Raw genomic sequence first — 17381 nt, forward strand, 5'->3', positions numbered from 1 at the left:
GCTTTAAAGGCCACCCGGAACGGTCCAGAACACTGGGGTCATACGAGCGGCAAAAAAGGATTGATGTCGAAAGCCGACATTAAACCTTGATAATTATACGCCTTTTTGCTGCGTTGCTCCCAACCGGTTGACGGTAAATAAAAAACTGGCAGGTGCAAACGCAGTATGCAGCATGCATGTTAAAAGAAAGCGGCGATGAGCGGCGGGTTAAAATGCTTGACCTGGAGCGCACTCTAACTTGCAGGATGACTCACATGGAACCCTTCATGCAGATCGAAGACATGGCGCAACACACGGGCTTGTCGGCTCATACACTGCGTTATTACGAGCGGATCGGGCTGATTGCGCCGGTGCATCGCGCACCAGGTGGACAGCGTCGGTATGGCCCGGCCGATCTGCAATGGGTGGCGTTCCTGCTGCGCTTGCGTAACACCGGCATGCCCATCCGGCAGATGCAGGTTTACGCACAGATGCGCAGCGCAGGGGATACCACACTCATCGCCCGGCGCGATCTTTTGCAAGCGCACTTGCAGGCGGTCGAGGCACAAATGCAAGAACTGGCACAAACCGCCACCTATTTGCGCCAGAAGATTGCCATTTACGATGAACAGGTATCCCGCAACCCATCATCTTGCGAGGACTCCAGCCATGACGTACGCCAACCAGAACCACTCACAACACCCGCAACTCACCGATGACAGCCGCTTTGTACGTGGCCTGGCGCAACTGAACCGTATTGATGGCGATGCAGGTGAAGCCGTGGTCGCCCGTGTGGGGGCCATCGCGCCAGATTTCGCCCGTTACCTGGTCGAATATGGTTTTGGCGATATTTACAGCCGCCCCGGCCTGGGTCTGCGGGAGCGTGAAATCGCCGTCGTGGCCGCGCTGGCCGCATTGGGTAATGCCGCGCCACAACTCAAAGTACATATCAACGCTGCGCTGAACGTGGGTGTGACGCAGGATGAAGTACTGGAAGTCTTGATGATGATGTCGGTTTATGCGGGCTTCCCCGCCGCACTCAATGGTTTGTTTGCGGCGCAGGAAGTGTTTGATGCCCGGAATATTGACGGCAAATAAGCCGGCTTGTGATCAGCCGGCCGCGTTTTCGTGGAAATCCAGCACGTAACGTGCGCCGGCATCCTGTGCCAGTTTTTTTGCCAGCAATGGCATCACGGGTTTGAGTGTGTCGTGCAGCGTCCACGGCGGGTTGAGGATAAACATGCCGCTGCCGTACATGCCAAAACCATCTGGTGAAGGCGTTTGCACCGATAACGCCACGTGCAGCCATGATTTGGCCGGCAACATCTTCAGCCTGGCTGGCAGTGTCCGGGCTTCTTCGCGCTGCAATTGCGGATACCAGATGGCGTAGGTGCCGGTGGCAAAGCGCTTGAGGCCTTCACCCAGGGCATCGATCACCCGCTGGTAGTCCCCTTTGTCTTCATAGGGCGGGTCGATCAGCACCAGCCCGCGGCGTGACGGTGGCGGCAACACGGCCTTGATGCCGCCAAAGCCATCACCGACATCCACCTGTGCCTGACGGCCGTAATGCTCCATGTTGTCGATCAGCAGCTTGCTATCGCTCGAATGCAGTTCAAACAACCGGGCCTTGTCTTGCTCACGCATGACTTGCAGGGCGCAAGCGGGGGAGCCTGGGTAATAGCGCAACTCGCCATCCGGGTTGAACTGGTGGATGACATCGACGTAATCGGCCAGCGCCTCGGGCAGGTCCGTGTCATGCCACAAACGCGCAATGCCCCCAGTGAACTCGGCATTTTTGGTGGCGTAACCTTCGACCAGTGAATACACACCGGCGCCGGCATGGGTATCGACGTAGGTATACGGTTTGTCTTTCTGGTTCAGATAGCGCAGGAGCGCAATCTGAACTGTATGTTTGAGTACATCGGCGTGATTGCCGGCGTGAAAGGCGTGGCGGTAACTGAGCATGGCAGGCGCTGCTAAAGACAATGCGTCATTGTAGCGGATCGTCGGCGTGCAATCGCGCCAACACGCCACGATGAGGCGCCGGGGCTGTTATGATGGGGGTTTTCCCGAATCTATCGTTGCGTGCTGCCAGACCATGACCTCTGCCGAATACCTTGACCTCGCCCCGATTTCCCGCGTCAATGGCACCGTGGCGCTGCCCGGTTCCAAAAGCATTTCCAACCGCATTTTGTTGCTGGCCGCCCTGGCCAGCGGCAAGACCGAGGTCAAAGGCCTGCTGGCCAGTGATGACATTGAACGCATGCTCGAAGCCATGACCAGCCTGGGCGTGAAATGGTCTCAAACGGCAGGCACACGTGATTTTGTGGTCGAGGGCGTGGGTGGCCAGTTTCCGGTGAAAGAGGCAGACCTCTTCCTGGGCAACGCCGGTACAGCATTCCGCCCGCTGACCGCGGCACTCGCGCTGGCGGGTGGCACATACAAATTACATGGCGTGCCGCGCATGCACGAGCGTCCGATCGGCGATCTGGTCGATGCGTTGCGCGTGGTGGGCGCCGATATTGAATATCTGGGCAATGAAGGCTTCCCGCCGCTGCAACTGCGCCCGGCCAGTATCAGCGCCGGCCGCCGCGTTCCGGTCAAGGGTAATGTCTCCAGCCAGTTTTTGACTGCGCTGTTGATGGCTTTGCCGCTGACGGGCGAAGACGTGACGATTGAAGTCGTCGGTGAACTCATTTCCAAACCCTACATCGAAATCACGCTCAACCTGATGGCCCGCTTTGGCGTGAAGGTAGAACGCAATGGCTGGAACGAGTTCGTCATCCGCGGTGGCCAGATTTACCAAAGCCCGGGTGTTGTGCATGTGGAAGGCGACGCCTCCAGCGCATCTTACTTTCTGGCAGCAGGCGCCATTGGCGGCGGCATTGTCCGCGTGGAGGGTGTGGGTAGCGAGAGCATCCAGGGCGATAAGCGCTTTGCTGAAGTGCTGGAGCAAATGGGCGCGCAGATTACCTGGGCTCCCAACCATATCGAGGCCGCTCCGCCAGCCACGGGCAAACTCAAAGCTCTGGATGTCGACCTGAACCACATCCCCGATGCAGCCATGACCATCGCCGTCGCGGCGCTGTTTGCCGAAGGCACTACCACCATCCGCAATATCGAAAGCTGGCGCGTGAAGGAAACCGATCGCCTTGCGGCCATGGCCACTGAATTGCGCAAGGTAGGCGCAGCAGTGGAAGAGGGCCAGGATTACATCCGCGTCACTCCGCCGGCAGACCTGATCCCGCACGCAGCGATTGATACCTATGATGATCACCGCATGGCGATGTGTTTCTCGCTGGTGGCGCTGGGCGGCGTGCCGGTGCGGATTAACGATCCGAAATGTACCGCCAAGACGTTCCCGACTTACTTTGAGGTACTGGCTGGGATTAGCCGTTAAGGCTTTTCAGCCTGGTTACGACAAGGGCCACCGTGGATGGCCCTTGCCGGTCCTCAGCGAAAACGCATCGAAACGGGTGACGAACCAGGTTGGCAGGGAACCGAACCCAAACCGTGTCACCATTCCTCTGCTGTGCGGCAATTCCAAATACCCACGCCTTGAAAGCGGTTTTCCCCGCCCCCATCTCAACGCCCATCCGCCGTACTCGGCAATGCAGTTCCCAAATCAAGTACACAAGACCGCAATCCGGAGCTTTTGACCCATGAGTAAAGAAACGCTGGGCTTTCAGGCCGAAGTCAAACAACTCTTGCAGTTGATGATTCACTCGCTGTATTCCAACAAAGAGATTTTCCTGCGCGAGTTGATTTCCAACGCCTCAGACGCTTGCGACAAGCTGCGCTTTGAAGCCATCAATCATGGTGATCTGTATGAGGGCGATGGCGATCTGAATATCCGGTTGTCGTTCGACAAGGACGCCCGCACGGTCACTCTCTCCGACAACGGCATTGGCATGACGCGTGATGAAGTCATTGCCAACATCGGTACCATTGCCCGTTCCGGCACGAAAGAATTCTTCAGCAAACTGTCTGGCGATGCAGCCAAAGACAGCCACCTGATCGGGCAGTTTGGCGTGGGTTTCTACTCGGCCTTTATCGTGGCGGACAAGGTCACGCTGACCACTCGCCGCGCTGGTGTTGCGGCTGATCAGGCGGTGCGTTGGGAGTCCGGTGGTGAGGGTGATTTCACGCTGGAAGACGTCAGCAAAGCATCTCGCGGTACCGAGATCGTGCTGCACCTGAAAGAGGGTGAAGACGAGTTTCTGGATGACTGGCGCCTGCGCAGCATCATCCGCAAATACTCTGACCACATCAGCCTGCCGATCCTGATGGCCAAACAGCCCGGTTACGACAACGATGGCAACATCGTACCGGCCGAAGGCGAAGAAGCCGTTAACCAGGCCAATGCCTTGTGGACACGCAACAAATCAGAGATCACCGAAGAACAGTACAAAGAGTTCTACAAGCATGTGTCGCACGACTTCGACGAGCCGCTGGCCTGGAGCCACGCCCGCATCGAAGGCCGCCAGGAATTTACCGAACTCTTGTACATCCCCAAGCGTGCGCCGTTTGATCTGTATGAACGTGATCGCCGCCATGGCGTAAAGCTGTACGTGAAGCGCGTGTTCATCATGGAAGACGCCGAAAAACTGATGCCGCAATACCTGCGCTTTGTGCGAGGGGTGATCGATTCGGCCGATCTGCCGCTGAATGTCTCGCGCGAAATTTTGCAGGCGAGCCGCGAAGTCGAGACCATCAAATCCGGTTGTGTGAAGAAGGTGCTGGGCGTACTGGAAGATCTGGCCGAGAACAAGCCGGAAGACTACAAGACGTTCTGGACCGAGTTCGGCAAGGTCTTGAAAGAAGGCGCAGGCGAGGATTTCGCCAACAAGGAACGCATCGCCAAATTGCTGCGTTTTGCTTCGACGCAGGCCGATACGCCGGAACAAACCGTCTCGCTGGCAGATTACATCGGCCGCATGAAGGAAGGTCAGGACAAGATCTTCTACATCACAGCCGATACCTTTGCTGGCGCGCAGCATAGCCCGCATCTGGAAATCTTCCGCAAGAAGGGTATCGAAGTCCTGTTGTTGTCCGATCGCGTCGATGAATGGTTTGTGTCCAGCCTGACCGAGTTCGAAGGCAAGCAACTGCAATCCGTGGCCAAGGGTGAGCTGGATCTGACTGCGTTTGAAGATGAGGCCGAAAAGCAGCAACAAGAAGCTGCTGCTGAAGAATTCAAAGACGTGATCGAGAAGGTCAAGTCGTCACTGGGTGACAAGGTGAAAGACGTGCGCGTGACGCACCGCCTGACCGACAGCCCGGCGTGCCTTGTGGTTGAGAACATGGACATGAGCGCCAACCTGGAACGTCTATTGAAGTCCGCTGGCCAGGATGTGAAGGCAACACGCCCGATTCTGGAGGTGAATCCTGAACATGTTCTGGTCAAGAAACTCAAAGCGCAGCTTGATGGCGAGCGTTTTGACGACTGGACGCATCTTTTGTATGACCAGGCCGTGCTGGCTGAAGGTGCGCAACTGGAAGACCCGGCGGCATTTGTGAAGCGCCTGAACGGGTTGATGGCCGCGCTTTAAGCGGTTGTCATATTGGTAGGTAAAAAAGGCACGCTACAACGTGCCTTTTTTCATGGTGCAACAAATCGGATATTCCTGATAATTTGGGTTCCTGACCGTAAAGAGCCCGCCATGCGACCTGATTTCATTCTGTTTGACCTTGATGGCACATTGAGTGACCCACTCGAAGGTATTGCCAATTGCATGAACCACGCACTGGTACATTTTGGTTATCCGGCGCGCAGCAAGGCGGAATTGTCGCGCTACGTCGGGCCGCCTATCGACATCAATTTTGGCAAAGAAACGGGTAGCAAGGACCCGGAACATATCGCGGCGCTGATTGAGCGCTATCGTGAGCGCTATGCCATTTACGGGCATCTTGAAAACCAACTGTATGGTGGTGTGCCGGGCATGCTTGATGGTCTGGCGGCGGCGGGTATTCCAATGGCGGTGTGCACCTCCAAACGGGCAGATTTTGCTGAGAAAATCCTGGTGCACTTTGGTCTCAGTGATTACTTCCGCTTTGTCGATGGTGGCGATATTGGTATCCACAAATGGCAACAGATCGCCGCTCTACGCGCTGCCAATAAAATTCCAGCCAACACCTTGATGGTGGGGGATAGAGGTGTGGATCTGATCGCGGCGCACCGTAACGGGCTGGCCTCGGCGGGCGTGCTCTGGGGTTATGGATCGCTGGATGAACTGGCAGCACAAAAACCACGTTATCTGTTCGATCAGCCCGCGCAGTTGCTGGCCGCTGTTCGTGAGGCTGAAACCCAGGTTTAAAGGCGCTCTTGTCGCCGACTCACAGAACAAAAAAGGCCGGATGCACTGCACGCCGGCCTTTTTTGTTGCGCAACGCCTGGGCGATCAAGCGCCGCCGAGCACACCGACAATGCGGATCGACTTGGTATCCGGAATCTCGTTGTGGGCAATCACGCGCAGATTGGGAATGGAACGGCGCAAGAAGCGGCTTAGCATCGGGCGCAAATTGCCCGGCGTGATCAGTACCGGGTTGAAGCCTTGTGCTTCCAGTTCTTCGGTCACGTTAGAGGCTTGTTTGAGCAAGCGCTCCGCAAGGCCGGGCTCCAGCCCGCCTTGTGATTTGCCGGTTGCCGCATTAAGAAGAATGTTTTCCAGATGCGGTTCCAGCGTGATGACCGGCAGTTCGTTCTCGCCCGGGAACAACTGGTGAATGATGGCTCGACCCAAGGCCACACGCACGGCGGCAGTCAGATCGTCGATGTCCTGGGTGCGGTTGATGTGTTCGCCCAATGTTTCCAGAATCGTGCGCAGGTCACGAATATGCATGCCTTCGTCCAGCAGGTTCTGCAGTACCTTTTGTACCGTGCCCACCGGGACGAGCTTGGGTACCAGGTCTTCCACCAGCTTGGGCGCCTCTTTGGCGAAATGGTCGACCAGCTGTTGTACTTCTTCGCGGCCCAGCAATTCAGCTGCATGACTTTGCAGTACGTTGGAGATATGCGTGCCGACCACGGTTGAGGCATCGACCACGGTGTAACCCATGGCTTGTGCCGGATCACGCAAAGTGGATTCAATCCAGACGGCAGGCAGACCAAAAGTGGGGTCTTTGGTGGGCGTGCCCGCCAGTTGCCCGCTGGCGCTACCGGGGTTGATCGCCAGCCACTGACCTACAAACGCTTCACCTGCGCCGACATCCACACCCTTGAGCTGGATGCGGTACTGATTGGGTTTGAGTTCCAGGTTATCGCGGATATGCACGGCGGGGACGAGGAAACCCAGATCCTGCGCAATCTTCTTGCGGATGCCTCGAATTCGCCGCAAGAGTTCGCCATCCTGATTACGATCGACCAGTGGAATAAGCCGGTAGCCCACTTCCAGCCCGATCGGATCAACGGGCTGCACGTCGGCCCAACTGACTTCCTGCAGCGGCTGTTCTGCCGCAGGGCCAGCGGGGGCGGCGGCAGCATTGGCCCGCGCAATTTCCGCAGCCTTTTCCGCTTGGGCGGTCTTTTTGGTGCGGTTTTCCAGCGAATACGCAATACCTGCCAATAATGCCGCCAGCGTCAGAAAGGCGACGTGGGGCATGCCAGGGACGATGCCCATCAGTCCCAGAACCCCGGCGGTGATGTACATGACCTGCGGGCGGGAGAACAACTGACCCAGCAACTGCTGGGAGAGGTCAGAGTCTGTCCCCACGCGGGAGACGACGATACCGGCGGCCATCGAAATAATCAGCGACGGAATCTGTGCGACCAGACCATCACCAATGGTCAGCAATGTGTAGGTACGGCCCGCGTCAGAAAAGGCCATATCGTGCTGGACCATCCCCACAATCAGGCCGCCCACAATATTGATGACCATGATCAGGATACCGGCCACGGCATCGCCGCGAACGAACTTGGACGCACCATCCATAGAGCCGAAGAAGTCGGCTTCGTCGGCAATGGTACGACGGCGACGACGTGCTTCATCTTCACCAATCAGACCTGCGTTCAAGTCCGCATCAATGGCCATCTGTTTGCCGGGCATCGCATCCAGGGTGAAGCGCGCGCTCACTTCAGCAATCCGGCCTGCACCTTTGGTAATCACCACAAAGTTGATGATGGTCAGGATCACGAAGGCCACGATACCAACCGTGAGGTTGTCACCAATCAGGACGTGACCAAACGCTTCAATGACCTTACCGGCAGCATCTGCACCCGTGTGACCCTGGGTGAGTACAAGCTTGGTCGATGCAACGTTCAACGCCAGACGCAGTAGCGTGGTAAACAGCAGCACGGTCGGGAAAGCCGAGAATTCCAGGGGTTCGCGCGTGTACAGGCCCACCATCAGCACGACGATGGACATGGCGATATTGAACGTGAAGAAGAAGTCCAGCACCAGCGGCGGCAGTGGCAGGATCATCATGCCCAGAATCATCAGGACAAGGACCGGCACCGCCAGCAGGTTCAGATTGAATTTACGCCACATGGTAACGGGTGGCTTTGGCCAGGTATTTCATTTCAGGGGCTGTTTCCGTCTTCGTTCGGACTTGCGTTGTGTTCAGGGTCCAGCTCAGTAGGTACTGGCAGCTTGTCATTCAGAGTGGGCCGGCTGCCGCCGTGGCTTTGCCAGTTTTTCAACTGGTAGATATAAGCCAGTACCTCGGCAGCCGCAGTATACAGCGCGGCCGGGATCTCCTGATCCAATTCCGTGTGGTGGTAGAGCGCACGGGCAAAAGGTGGCGTACGCACCACAGTTACTTTGTTGTCTTTGGCGATATCAATAATGCGCTCAGCCAGCAGGTACGCGCCCTTGGCGATGACCTGCGGCGCCCGCATGCGTTCGTTGTACTGCAGCGCCACAGCATAGTGGGTCGGGTTGGTGACGACCACGTCGGCCTTGGGGATGCGCGACATCATGCGGCGTCGGGCGGCTTCACGTTGCAGTTGCCGGATACGGCCCTTCACATGCGGATCGCCTTCAGATTCTTTCATCTCCTGCTTGACCTCTTCCTTGGTCATGCGCAGGTTCTTGTAGAAGTCCCATAGCTGGTAGGGCACATCAATAGCGGCAATAAACCCCATGCCGCCGATCACCAGCAAAAGTGTGTAGCGGGTCATTTCCCACAAGTACACGTAACTGACCCGTTCGGGCATGATGGCCAGTTGCACCATGTCGCCACGTTCGCGCCAGAGCACCACGCAAGCCACCCCGCCAATCAATCCGGATTTGAGAATGGTTTTGGTCATGTCGACCAGCGCGCGGACGGAGAACAGCCGTCCCACGCCAGATGCCGGGTTCAGGCGTCCGAAATTGGGGGCAAGGGTTTCCGTGGTGAACAGCCATCCGCCCAGCACCATGGGGCTGAGCAAACCAGCTACAGCGCAGGCGGCCGCGATGGGTAGCGCGGCGAATAGTGCGCTGTGAATGGCGTCTGTCAGGGTAGAAAACAGCCTGGACGAGTCTTGTATGGTCGCGTGATCGAAGGTCAATGCATTTCTGAAAATCACTTCCAGAACCTGTGCCAGCGCCGGCCCCAGGGACACGATCGATAACAGACCGGTCATCATGATGGCAAACGAGCCCAACTCTTGCGAACGCGGCACCTGGCCGCGTCGTCGGGCTTCTTCCAGTCGTTTTGACGTGGCTGGTTCTGTTTTTTCGAGATCTGAATCTTCTGCCATGGCTGTCCACGCTGTAATGCGTGATGAGATGCTCCGGTGAGAGAGTTTAACAGTGCCGCTGACGAGGCTGGCATTGCTTTTGCTTTTATAGTCTCAGACTGTATTTCAATTGCTTCAGAACCAGAGACTGCATCATGCCAGCCAGCGCCATTAATCCGTTCCAGATGTCTGCCAATAGCAAGTCCGGCACATCACAGCAAAACAATAATGGCAGTGGTGTCGACTTTGGTGCGACACTGGCCGACGCACGACAGTCTGCGGGCAATACCAGCAACAGCCAGTCCGCTCAAAAGAGCAATCAGAATCAGGATCCGAACCAGCAGGCGAAGGACCAGACACAAAAAAGCAGCAGCCAGGATTCTGACAACAGCACCGACAGCGCGACCGCCGCCAGCAAAGCCGCGGCCCGCGCCGCAGCGGCACAAGACAAACAAGCGACCGAGCCTGATAGCGGGACGGCCGCATGGTTGGCCATGCTCCAGGGCTTGCTGGGCCAGCAAGCCCAGACCCAAACCACGTTGCCGACCGATACCAGCAGCCAGAGCGACCAGAGCGCCAGTTCTGCGTTGTCTTCACTCAATGATTGGTTGTCGGCTCACCAGAGTGACACATCAGACGCCACGCAGACCGCTGCAGATACGCAATCCATCCTGCAAGGGCTGCAAGCCAACGCTGGCAAAAATGGCAAAGACACGGCGGATATTGCCGCTGACGACGGCAATTTCTTGCCGCTTCTGCAAAACGCCATCAGTGACAACCACAGCGACGACAACAAGAATGCCGATGCGACTGCGCTCGCCCAGTTGACCGCGACGCAGCAGCATAGCTCGCAAAGCGCTACCCAGACCGACGCCAGCAAACAGGCTGTGCCGAGCCACCAGATTGATGTACCGGTCACCGACAACAAATGGAGTGAAGCGATCGCCCAGCGTGTCTCGATGATGGTCGGTAAGCAAGAGCAGCAGCTGGATATGCAGTTGAATCCACCGCATCTGGGCCCGATGGAAGTGCGCTTGTCGATGTCGCAGGACCAGGCCAGTGTCATCTTTACGTCGCAACACGCCAATGTGCGTGAAGCGTTGGCTGCCGCAACACCGCGGCTGTCTGCACTCCTGGCGGACCAGGGTATTACTTTGTCCAATGTCCAGGTTGCATCGGACTCGTTGAATCAGCAAGCCCAGCAACAACAGGCCCAACGCCAGTTTGGCGGTAATCAGGGGCGCAGCAATACCTGGTCTGGCGACGGAGAGAACGGCACCACGGCGGTGACTCAGGTGTCGACTACCATGCGCATTCCGGTTGCACGATCCGGACTCAATCTCTGGGCGTGATCCAGCGATTATCATGATGAATGACATGGCGTCTTCACGACGGTGAGGGCGTTATTGCAGTAGACATTGCCATCGGCGCTTTCCTCTGTGGGTGTGAGGGGGCCAAGCCGGTGGCTTTGTCGTATCCGGCATACGGTAGAGCTGTCAGGAATGGCAGAAGCGGGGGCGCTGACCAGCCATCATGCTGAAAGCAACACGCATCAACGCGTTTGCCATCATCATCGCGCAATCGCGTAAGCTTAAGCTTGTATTCCGCTGCGATAATGGGTATAACCCGCGCAGGCTGGGATATTGTCGCTGTTTGCTTGTAAACCAAGGCACGCGTGTACATTGCCAGCCGCATCCGGCGGCGGATCAAAAGCCCGGCTGCGGATGTCAAATGCATGGATTAACCCTGGATTCTGTAAGAATCCCACGTAATAATGCATAAATGAGACATGATGCGGCCGTTGCAAAACGCCTGCCATGACTGGATATGCCATGCTGGGCAGACGCTGCCCGGCATGAATGGCCCCGCTGTAAACTGCATCAGACACTGAGGAAGACCATGGCTGAAGACGCTGCGCCCAAAAAGAAATCCAAGTTGTTGTTGTTCATTATTCTGGGCGTGGTATTGGTCCTGATCATTGCCGGTGGCGCGGTGGGTTTCCTGCTGTTGCACAACAGCAGTGACGACAGTGGCGGTGATGCGCAAGAAGCGCCGGCGCACCAGACCAAGAAAAAGAAAAAGAAAGAAGATCATCCGCCGATCTTTGAAAAGCTGTCCCAGTTCACGGTGAACCTGAACTCGCCGGATCAGGAAACGATGCTGCAGACGGATATCACGGTGGAAGTGGCCGACGCTGAAACCGAGGAAACGCTCAAAAACATGCTGCCCAAAGTGCAGAACGAAGTGAACAAACTGCTGCGCAGCAAAACACCTGATTACATGCGCGCACCCAACAGTACGGACAAACTGGGCGGCGAGATTCGTGCAGCCATCAATAAAGTTCTTGGCGTAACGTCCGATGACGAGGGTGTACTGTCGGTGAATTTCACGACCTTCATTGTGCAGTAATCCAGAGGCTTGACCAGACGCAGTAGCGGCGGCATCAACTCCGCCACGGGTAGACGGTAGACAGAAAGAATCAATGGCAGACGATATCCTTTCCCAGGAAGAGGTCGACGCGCTACTGCGCGGTGTGACCGGCGAGGAGGACTCCGAAGAGGAGGGCCCCGACGCGGGATCGGTGCGCGCCTACGATATTGGTCGCCAGGAACGTATCGTGCGCGGGCGTATGCCCACGCTGGAAATCATTAACGAGCGTTTTGCCCGTAACCTGCGGATTGCCCTCTTTAATTTCATGCGCCGCAACGCGGAAATCAGCGTTGGACCGGTGCGTGTCCAGAAGTACAGCGAGTTCATCCGCAACCTGGTTGTCCCGACTAACCTGAACTTGATCCAGATGAAGCCCCTGCGTGGTACCGGGCTCTTTATCTTTGATCCGGATTTCGTGTTCCTGGTGGTCGATAACCTGTTTGGTTCGGATGGCCGTTACCACGTTCGTGTGGAAGGCCGTGATTTCACGCCAACTGAACAACGTATTATCCAGCGCCTGCTGGAAGTGGTGTTCGAGGAATATCAGAAGGCCTGGAAACCCGTGTTCGAGTGCGAATTTGGTTATGTGCGCTCAGAAATGAACACGCAATTTGCCAATATCGCAACGCCGACCGAAGTGGTAGTGGCATACACATTCAAGATCGAACTGGGTGCAGGTGGCGGTGATTTCCACGTCTGCTTGCCATATTCCATGATCGAGCCTATCCGTGATCTGTTGTACAGCTCCATGCAGGCAGACCGGATCGAGGCGGACAATCGCTGGTTGAAACTGTTGCAAAAACAGGTGCAAAACGCGGAGGTGGATCTTGTGGCCACGCTGGGCAATACCCAGGTCACGCTGGGTGACATTCTGAACCTCAAGTCGGGCGATGTGATCTCGCTGGAGATCCCGCAAGCGATTGTGGCCGACGTGGATGGGGTGCCGTTGCTGGAATGCAACTATGGTATTCTCAACGGCCAATACGCACTCAAAGTCAACAAAATACTCAGTAACGCCGACGCACTTAAAACCGGCGGCGAGCTAGACCAGGGAGAAACCAATGGCTGAGGATAGCGCCCCGGAAGAAGCGCTGGATGACTGGGCGGCCGCCATGGCCGAACAGGCCGAGGCCGATAGCAAAGCGGCTGACACGCAGGCCGATGTAAAAAGCGCTGCCGACATGTTCGAGCGCTTTGATGCGCCGCAGACTGTATCACCCGGTGCCCCCAATAACATCGACATGATCCTGGATATCCCGGTCGCCTTGACCGTGGAGCTGGGGCGGACCAAGATTGCCATTCGCAGCTTGCTGCAACTGGCGCAAGGTTCTGTGGTGGAACTGGATGGTCTGGCGGGCGAGCCCATGGATGTGCTTGTCAACGGCTGCCTGATCGCTCAGGGTGAAGTCGTGGTCGTGAACGACAAGTTCGGTATCCGCCTGACCGACATCATTACTCCCGCAGAGCGGATTCGCCGGCTGCACAAGTAAACAGCCAGCAATGGCCGGCGGGCGGTGATGACACTGCCCGCGTCTTGTTCATCACACTAACCAGTCCAGATGGGGCAGACGTGCCCGGGTGTATTTCTTCCATGTGGTCCAGACGTTTTGCCTTGGGCGCGTTGCTCATGAATCTTGCTGCATCCGCACTGGCGGCTGCGTCATCCCCGCAATCGGCAGTGGTTCCCGCCGCCACCTCATCCGGCTCGTTCGCGCAGTTGGCCCAGGTCGTCATTGCGCTGGTGTTTGTGCTCGGTCTGATCTTCGTTTCCGCCATGTTGATGCGACGGTTTTCCTTGCTGCCTGGCATGGCTGCGGGCAATCGTCTGCGTGTGGTTTCCGGCACCATGGTTGGCCCCAAGGAACGTGTGGTCATTGTTGAACTGGACGACACCTGGCTGGTGGTGGGGGTGACGCCACAAAACGTGAACCTGCTCCATACGCAACCCAGGCCGGCAGATGCGCCGCCGCCGCCCATGCCGCCCCAGTTTGCCTCGAAACTGGCACAGATTCTGGCTGGCAAAAGGCCCCAAGCATGAAATCCTGGTTTTCCCTACGCCGTCTGGCTGGTGCGCTGACGTTCCTGGTGCTGGCGGGTGTACCGCTGGCTGCTCACGCAGCAGACGCTGCGGGCATTCCGTTCATGACGGCCACCCCAGGCAATGGCGGCACCGCGTACTCATTGCCTATCCAGACGCTGCTGTTCCTGACGGCGCTGACTTTCCTGCCGGCCGTATTGTTGATGATGACGGCGTTCACGCGCATCGTCATCGTGTTGTCTTTGTTGCGCCAGGCGCTGGGTACGCTGCAAACGCCACCCAATCAGGTCATCATCGGTTTGTCGCTGTTTTTGACTTTCTTTGTGATGTCGCCGGTATTCGACAAAATCTATAGCCAGGCGTACGTACCGTACTCGCAGCAAAAAATGACCTTCAATGACGCCATGGACAAAGCGGCGGTGCCATTGAAAGACTTCATGATGAAGCAGACGCGACAACGCGATCTGGCCTTCTTTATTGAGGTCTCCGGTGCGCAAAAGCCCAACGGCCCGGAAGACGTGAGCCTGCGCGTGCTGGTGCCGGCGTTTGTAACCAGTGAACTCAAAACTGCATTCCAGATTGGTTTCATGGTGTTCATTCCGTTTCTGATTATTGATCTGGTCGTTGCCAGTATCTTGATGGCCATGGGGATGATGATGGTCTCGCCGGTGACCATTGCATTGCCGTTCAAACTGATGTTGTTTGTGTTGGTCGACGGATGGACGTTGTTGATGGGCTCTTTGGTCCAGAGCTTTTATACAGGGTGAAGCCAGTGGAAGCGGGGCGAGGTGCAAGCCGTGCCCCCGTGCAGTCCGTCCTGGCGGCGGACATCTGTGGCCATGTATTTATATAATTGCGAAACAGGCGTGAGCTGCTGGCAAAACCAGCCATGGGGCCTTCCCCCTTCACACCTGGCTTCTTACTTCTCACAGGCAGCAAGCCCATGACCCCAGAAACCGTCATCACCTTGATCCAGCGCGCCATGGAAGTGCTGGTGCTGCTGGCTGGTCCAATTTTGCTGTCTGTGCTGGCTGCAGGTTTGATTGTGTCGGTGTTTCAGGCTGCCACGCAGATCAACGAAGCCACACTGTCGTTCATCCCCAAGCTGCTGGTCGCATTTCTGGTCTTTGTTCTTGCGGGCCCGTGGATGATTGGCATCATTACTGATTACACCACGCGCCTGTTCCAGAGCATTCCCACGCTGATCGGGTAAACGCACCGCATGTTTACGGTTACTGACGCGCAAATCAACGGCTGGCTGGCACTGTTGCTGTGGCCGTTTTTGCGCATTTTCGGCGTTTTCATGGCCGATCCGTTTTTCTCGAACTCTGCAATCAGCAATACGATACGTGTTTCCCTGGCGCTGCTGCTTACGTTGCTGATCGCACCCATCCTGCCGGCCATGCCAGATGTCCCGGTGATGTCGGCGCAAGGCATCATGATCGGGATTAACCAGTTATTGATTGGCTGGATGATTGGCATGTGCATGCAGCTGATTTTCAGTGCAGTTGAAATGGCAGGTAACATTGCCGGTTTGCAGATGGGGCTGGGTTTTGCTTCCTTCTACGACCCGCAAAGCGCATCCAACGTGCCGTTGGTAGCGCAGTTTCTGAGTGCTGCGACGCTGCTACTGTTCCTGGCCATGAATGGCCATCTGATCGTATTGCGCGCACTGATCGAAAGCTTTGCGCAGCTACCACCGACGGATGCCCCGCTGGCCAGCGGCGCATTCAGGATGATCGCCGAACATGGCAGCATGCTGTTCAACACCGGCTTGCGTCTTGCCATGCCGGTGGTGGGGGCACTGTTGATTACCAACCTGTCGGTAGGCGTGATGACCCGCGCAGCGCCCCAACTGAATGTATTTGCAATCGGCTTTCCTATCATGCTGGCGATTGGCGCTGCCGCGTTGTATATGGTGCTGCCGTATCTGCCCCAGTTTGTGAATGGCATGATTAATGAGTTCACACGCTTCGTGAACGGCCTGATGCAGGCACTGGCGCCGCAGTAGGTTATTCGCCGCTTATATATATAGATATGTATATCTTGTTGATCGGCTATCTCTACGTCATTGGAATGATGGCCATTGCCTCTGGCAGTCTGGCGCTCGGTGGGTTCTTTATTGTTGTGCTGGGCATTTTGCCGACCTGGTTGATCTTGTGGCTCAAGCGGGCAGGGCAGATCAAGAGCGCAGAGCGACAAGCAGAACGAGCGCGAGAGGGCGAACAGACCGCAGTGGACCGCAACGAAGGACAAAATACGCCGTGAGCCAGAAACCTGCTATTGCCTGGCGTGACGGCGTGGCTCCCAGTTTTGTCATCTTGCCCGAGCAGGGCGGTTGGCCCGACTTGCTTTCTTTCTTGCTGCAGCGGTTTCCGCACTTGCCAGCGGGTGGGATCGAGGCCCGCCTGGCCGCGGGCGAAATCATGGATAACGCCGGCTTGCCCGTGCGTGGTACGGATGCTTACCGACCCGGGGAGCGACTGTGGTATTTCCGTGAAGTCCCGGATGAAGAACCGGTGCCGTTTGAGGCAACGGTTATTTACCGTGATGAACATATTCTCGTTGCAGACAAACCCCACTTTCTGGCGACCGTTCCTTCGGGCCGCCGCCTGCGTGAAACCTTGCTTAACCGTTTGCGGCAGTCGCTTGATTTGCCGGAACTCACCCCCGTACACAGGCTGGACCGTGAAACGGCGGGTCTTGTCATGTTTTGTCTGCATCCGCCCAGCCGCGGGCTGTATCAATCCTTGTTTGAGTCACGCCTGGTTGGCAAAGTCTACGAAGCCATCGCGCCACTGAACCCTGCGCTGGCATTACCGCTGGTTTATCGCAGCCGCCTGGAGCAAGGGAGTCACTTTTTTACCTCGCAAGAAGTGAAGGGTGAACCCAACGCCGAAACGCGTATTTCGCTGTTGCAGGAAAACGGACAGCTGGGCTGGTATCGGCTTGAACCGCGTACCGGCAAGAAACACCAGCTTCGGGCGCATATGTCTGCTTTGGGTGTGCCTATCTGCAATGACCCGTGGTATCCAGAGGTCCAGCCGGATGCGCCTGACGACTTTAGTCGGCCGTTGCAGCTTCTGGCCCGTTCGCTCCGGTTTATCGATCCTGTCACTGGTGAAGAACGTCTGTTCGAGAGCACGCGTTCGCTTGACTGGCCAGCCTAGTCGGCCCGCTGCGCGGCTCGGGTGAAACGCACCCACCGGGTTTGTCTCTTTGCGTAATGGGTCTGGAGCACTCCGGACCTGTTTCGACCGCCTCTTTTCCTCG

The 17381-nt window shown here is 56.8% G+C and carries 18 protein-coding genes; 15 read left to right on the forward strand and 3 right to left on the reverse strand.

The features are described 5' to 3' along the window. Positions 1-254 precede the first annotated feature (254 nt). Complete coding sequence (locus IEX44_RS10615) at positions 255-698, forward strand: MerR family transcriptional regulator (protein WP_188693025.1); 444 nt, start codon at positions 255-257, stop codon at positions 696-698. Then, entirely contained in the window at positions 649-1077 is a 429-nt protein-coding gene (locus IEX44_RS10620) for a carboxymuconolactone decarboxylase family protein (RefSeq protein ID WP_188693028.1), read from the forward strand. The genes IEX44_RS10615 and IEX44_RS10620 overlap by 50 nt, the downstream gene beginning before the upstream one ends. Positions 1078-1089: 12 nt before the next feature. On the opposite strand, the gene IEX44_RS10625 is transcribed toward IEX44_RS10620, so the two are convergent. Then, entirely contained in the window at positions 1090-1944 is an 855-nt protein-coding gene (locus tag IEX44_RS10625; RefSeq protein ID WP_188693031.1) for a 23S rRNA (adenine(2030)-N(6))-methyltransferase RlmJ, read from the reverse strand. Between the two features lie 133 nt (positions 1945-2077). Here IEX44_RS10625 and aroA point away from each other — a divergent pair, with 133 nt between their 5' ends. The 3 genes from aroA to IEX44_RS10640 all read left to right on the forward strand — a co-directional run bounded on the left by aroA (position 2078) and on the right by IEX44_RS10640 (position 6296). Further along, a complete protein-coding gene (aroA, locus tag IEX44_RS10630; RefSeq protein ID WP_188693034.1) occupies positions 2078-3379 on the forward strand; it encodes a 3-phosphoshikimate 1-carboxyvinyltransferase in 1302 nt (433 codons plus the stop codon). Positions 3380-3641: 262 nt separating this feature from the next. Beyond that, entirely contained in the window at positions 3642-5531 is a 1890-nt protein-coding gene (htpG, locus tag IEX44_RS10635; protein ID WP_188693039.1) for a molecular chaperone HtpG, read from the forward strand. A 111-nt stretch (positions 5532-5642) separates the two neighbouring features. Further along, positions 5643-6296 carry an HAD family hydrolase gene (locus tag IEX44_RS10640; protein WP_188693042.1) on the forward strand — a complete coding sequence of 218 codons (654 nt, stop codon included), beginning with the start codon at positions 5643-5645 and terminating at the stop codon, positions 6294-6296. 84 nt (positions 6297-6380) lie between these two features. On the opposite strand, the gene flhA is transcribed toward IEX44_RS10640, so the two are convergent. Both flhA and flhB read right to left on the reverse strand, forming a co-directional pair. After that, entirely contained in the window at positions 6381-8465 is a 2085-nt protein-coding gene (flhA, locus tag IEX44_RS10645) for a flagellar biosynthesis protein FlhA (RefSeq protein ID WP_188693046.1), read from the reverse strand. 32 nt (positions 8466-8497) lie between these two features. Then, positions 8498-9661: a flagellar biosynthesis protein FlhB gene (flhB, locus tag IEX44_RS10650; protein WP_188693049.1), complete on the reverse strand. Its 1164-nt coding sequence runs from the start codon at positions 9659-9661 to the stop codon at positions 8498-8500. A gap of 134 nt (positions 9662-9795) precedes the next feature. On the opposite strand from flhB, the gene IEX44_RS10655 reads away from it, so the two are divergent. From IEX44_RS10655 to IEX44_RS10705, 10 genes are all read left to right on the forward strand, one after another. Continuing rightward, positions 9796-10992, forward strand: coding sequence for a flagellar hook-length control protein FliK (locus IEX44_RS10655; protein WP_188693052.1), 1197 nt, complete (start codon positions 9796-9798; stop codon positions 10990-10992). 547 nt (positions 10993-11539) lie between these two features. After that, positions 11540-12049, forward strand: coding sequence for a flagellar basal body-associated FliL family protein (locus IEX44_RS10665; RefSeq protein ID WP_188693057.1), 510 nt, complete (start codon positions 11540-11542; stop codon positions 12047-12049). Between the two features lie 73 nt (positions 12050-12122). Then, complete coding sequence (fliM, locus tag IEX44_RS10670) at positions 12123-13139, forward strand: flagellar motor switch protein FliM (RefSeq protein WP_188693059.1); 1017 nt, start codon at positions 12123-12125, stop codon at positions 13137-13139. Then, entirely contained in the window at positions 13132-13560 is a 429-nt protein-coding gene (fliN, locus tag IEX44_RS10675) for a flagellar motor switch protein FliN (RefSeq protein WP_188693062.1), read from the forward strand. Before fliM ends, fliN begins: the two co-directional genes overlap by 8 nt. A gap of 137 nt (positions 13561-13697) precedes the next feature. Next, positions 13698-14108, forward strand: a complete 411-nt coding sequence (gene fliO, locus IEX44_RS10680; protein ID WP_188693987.1) for a flagellar biosynthetic protein FliO — start codon at positions 13698-13700, stop codon at positions 14106-14108. Beyond that, complete coding sequence (gene fliP, locus IEX44_RS10685) at positions 14105-14875, forward strand: flagellar type III secretion system pore protein FliP (RefSeq protein ID WP_188693065.1); 771 nt, start codon at positions 14105-14107, stop codon at positions 14873-14875. The genes fliO and fliP overlap by 4 nt, the downstream gene beginning before the upstream one ends. 176 nt (positions 14876-15051) lie before the next feature. Beyond that, on the forward strand, positions 15052-15321 hold the full coding sequence (fliQ, locus tag IEX44_RS10690; RefSeq protein WP_184102586.1) for a flagellar biosynthesis protein FliQ: 270 nt from the start codon (positions 15052-15054) through the stop codon (positions 15319-15321). A 9-nt stretch (positions 15322-15330) separates the two neighbouring features. Beyond that, positions 15331-16119, forward strand: coding sequence for a flagellar biosynthetic protein FliR (fliR, locus tag IEX44_RS10695; protein WP_188693068.1), 789 nt, complete (start codon positions 15331-15333; stop codon positions 16117-16119). A gap of 26 nt (positions 16120-16145) precedes the next feature. Further along, positions 16146-16376: a hypothetical protein gene (locus IEX44_RS10700; RefSeq protein WP_188693070.1), complete on the forward strand. Its 231-nt coding sequence runs from the start codon at positions 16146-16148 to the stop codon at positions 16374-16376. Further along, entirely contained in the window at positions 16373-17278 is a 906-nt protein-coding gene (locus tag IEX44_RS10705) for an RluA family pseudouridine synthase (RefSeq protein ID WP_229678977.1), read from the forward strand. The genes IEX44_RS10700 and IEX44_RS10705 overlap by 4 nt, the downstream gene beginning before the upstream one ends. Positions 17279-17381: the final 103 nt, after the last annotated feature.

The organism is Silvimonas amylolytica (assembly GCF_014645555.1).
In the GTDB taxonomy this organism is placed as follows: domain Bacteria; phylum Pseudomonadota; class Gammaproteobacteria; order Burkholderiales; family Chitinibacteraceae; genus Silvimonas; species Silvimonas amylolytica.

Coding starts and splice junctions, on each gene's coding strand:
- IEX44_RS10615 (WP_188693025.1), top strand. CDS start 255: ATGGAACCCTTCATGCAGATCGAAGACATGGCGCAACACACGGGCTTG.
- IEX44_RS10620 (WP_188693028.1), top strand. CDS start 649: ATGACGTACGCCAACCAGAACCACTCACAACACCCGCAACTCACCGAT.
- IEX44_RS10625 (WP_188693031.1), bottom strand. CDS start 1,944: ATGCTCAGTTACCGCCACGCCTTTCACGCCGGCAATCACGCCGATGTA.
- aroA (WP_188693034.1), top strand. CDS start 2,078: ATGACCTCTGCCGAATACCTTGACCTCGCCCCGATTTCCCGCGTCAAT.
- htpG (WP_188693039.1), top strand. CDS start 3,642: ATGAGTAAAGAAACGCTGGGCTTTCAGGCCGAAGTCAAACAACTCTTG.
- IEX44_RS10640 (WP_188693042.1), top strand. CDS start 5,643: ATGCGACCTGATTTCATTCTGTTTGACCTTGATGGCACATTGAGTGAC.
- flhA (WP_188693046.1), bottom strand. CDS start 8,465: ATGTGGCGTAAATTCAATCTGAACCTGCTGGCGGTGCCGGTCCTTGTC.
- flhB (WP_188693049.1), bottom strand. CDS start 9,661: ATGGCAGAAGATTCAGATCTCGAAAAAACAGAACCAGCCACGTCAAAA.
- IEX44_RS10655 (WP_188693052.1), top strand. CDS start 9,796: ATGCCAGCCAGCGCCATTAATCCGTTCCAGATGTCTGCCAATAGCAAG.
- IEX44_RS10665 (WP_188693057.1), top strand. CDS start 11,540: ATGGCTGAAGACGCTGCGCCCAAAAAGAAATCCAAGTTGTTGTTGTTC.
- fliM (WP_188693059.1), top strand. CDS start 12,123: ATGGCAGACGATATCCTTTCCCAGGAAGAGGTCGACGCGCTACTGCGC.
- fliN (WP_188693062.1), top strand. CDS start 13,132: ATGGCTGAGGATAGCGCCCCGGAAGAAGCGCTGGATGACTGGGCGGCC.
- fliO (WP_188693987.1), top strand. CDS start 13,698: ATGAATCTTGCTGCATCCGCACTGGCGGCTGCGTCATCCCCGCAATCG.
- fliP (WP_188693065.1), top strand. CDS start 14,105: ATGAAATCCTGGTTTTCCCTACGCCGTCTGGCTGGTGCGCTGACGTTC.
- fliQ (WP_184102586.1), top strand. CDS start 15,052: ATGACCCCAGAAACCGTCATCACCTTGATCCAGCGCGCCATGGAAGTG.
- fliR (WP_188693068.1), top strand. CDS start 15,331: ATGTTTACGGTTACTGACGCGCAAATCAACGGCTGGCTGGCACTGTTG.
- IEX44_RS10700 (WP_188693070.1), top strand. CDS start 16,146: ATGTATATCTTGTTGATCGGCTATCTCTACGTCATTGGAATGATGGCC.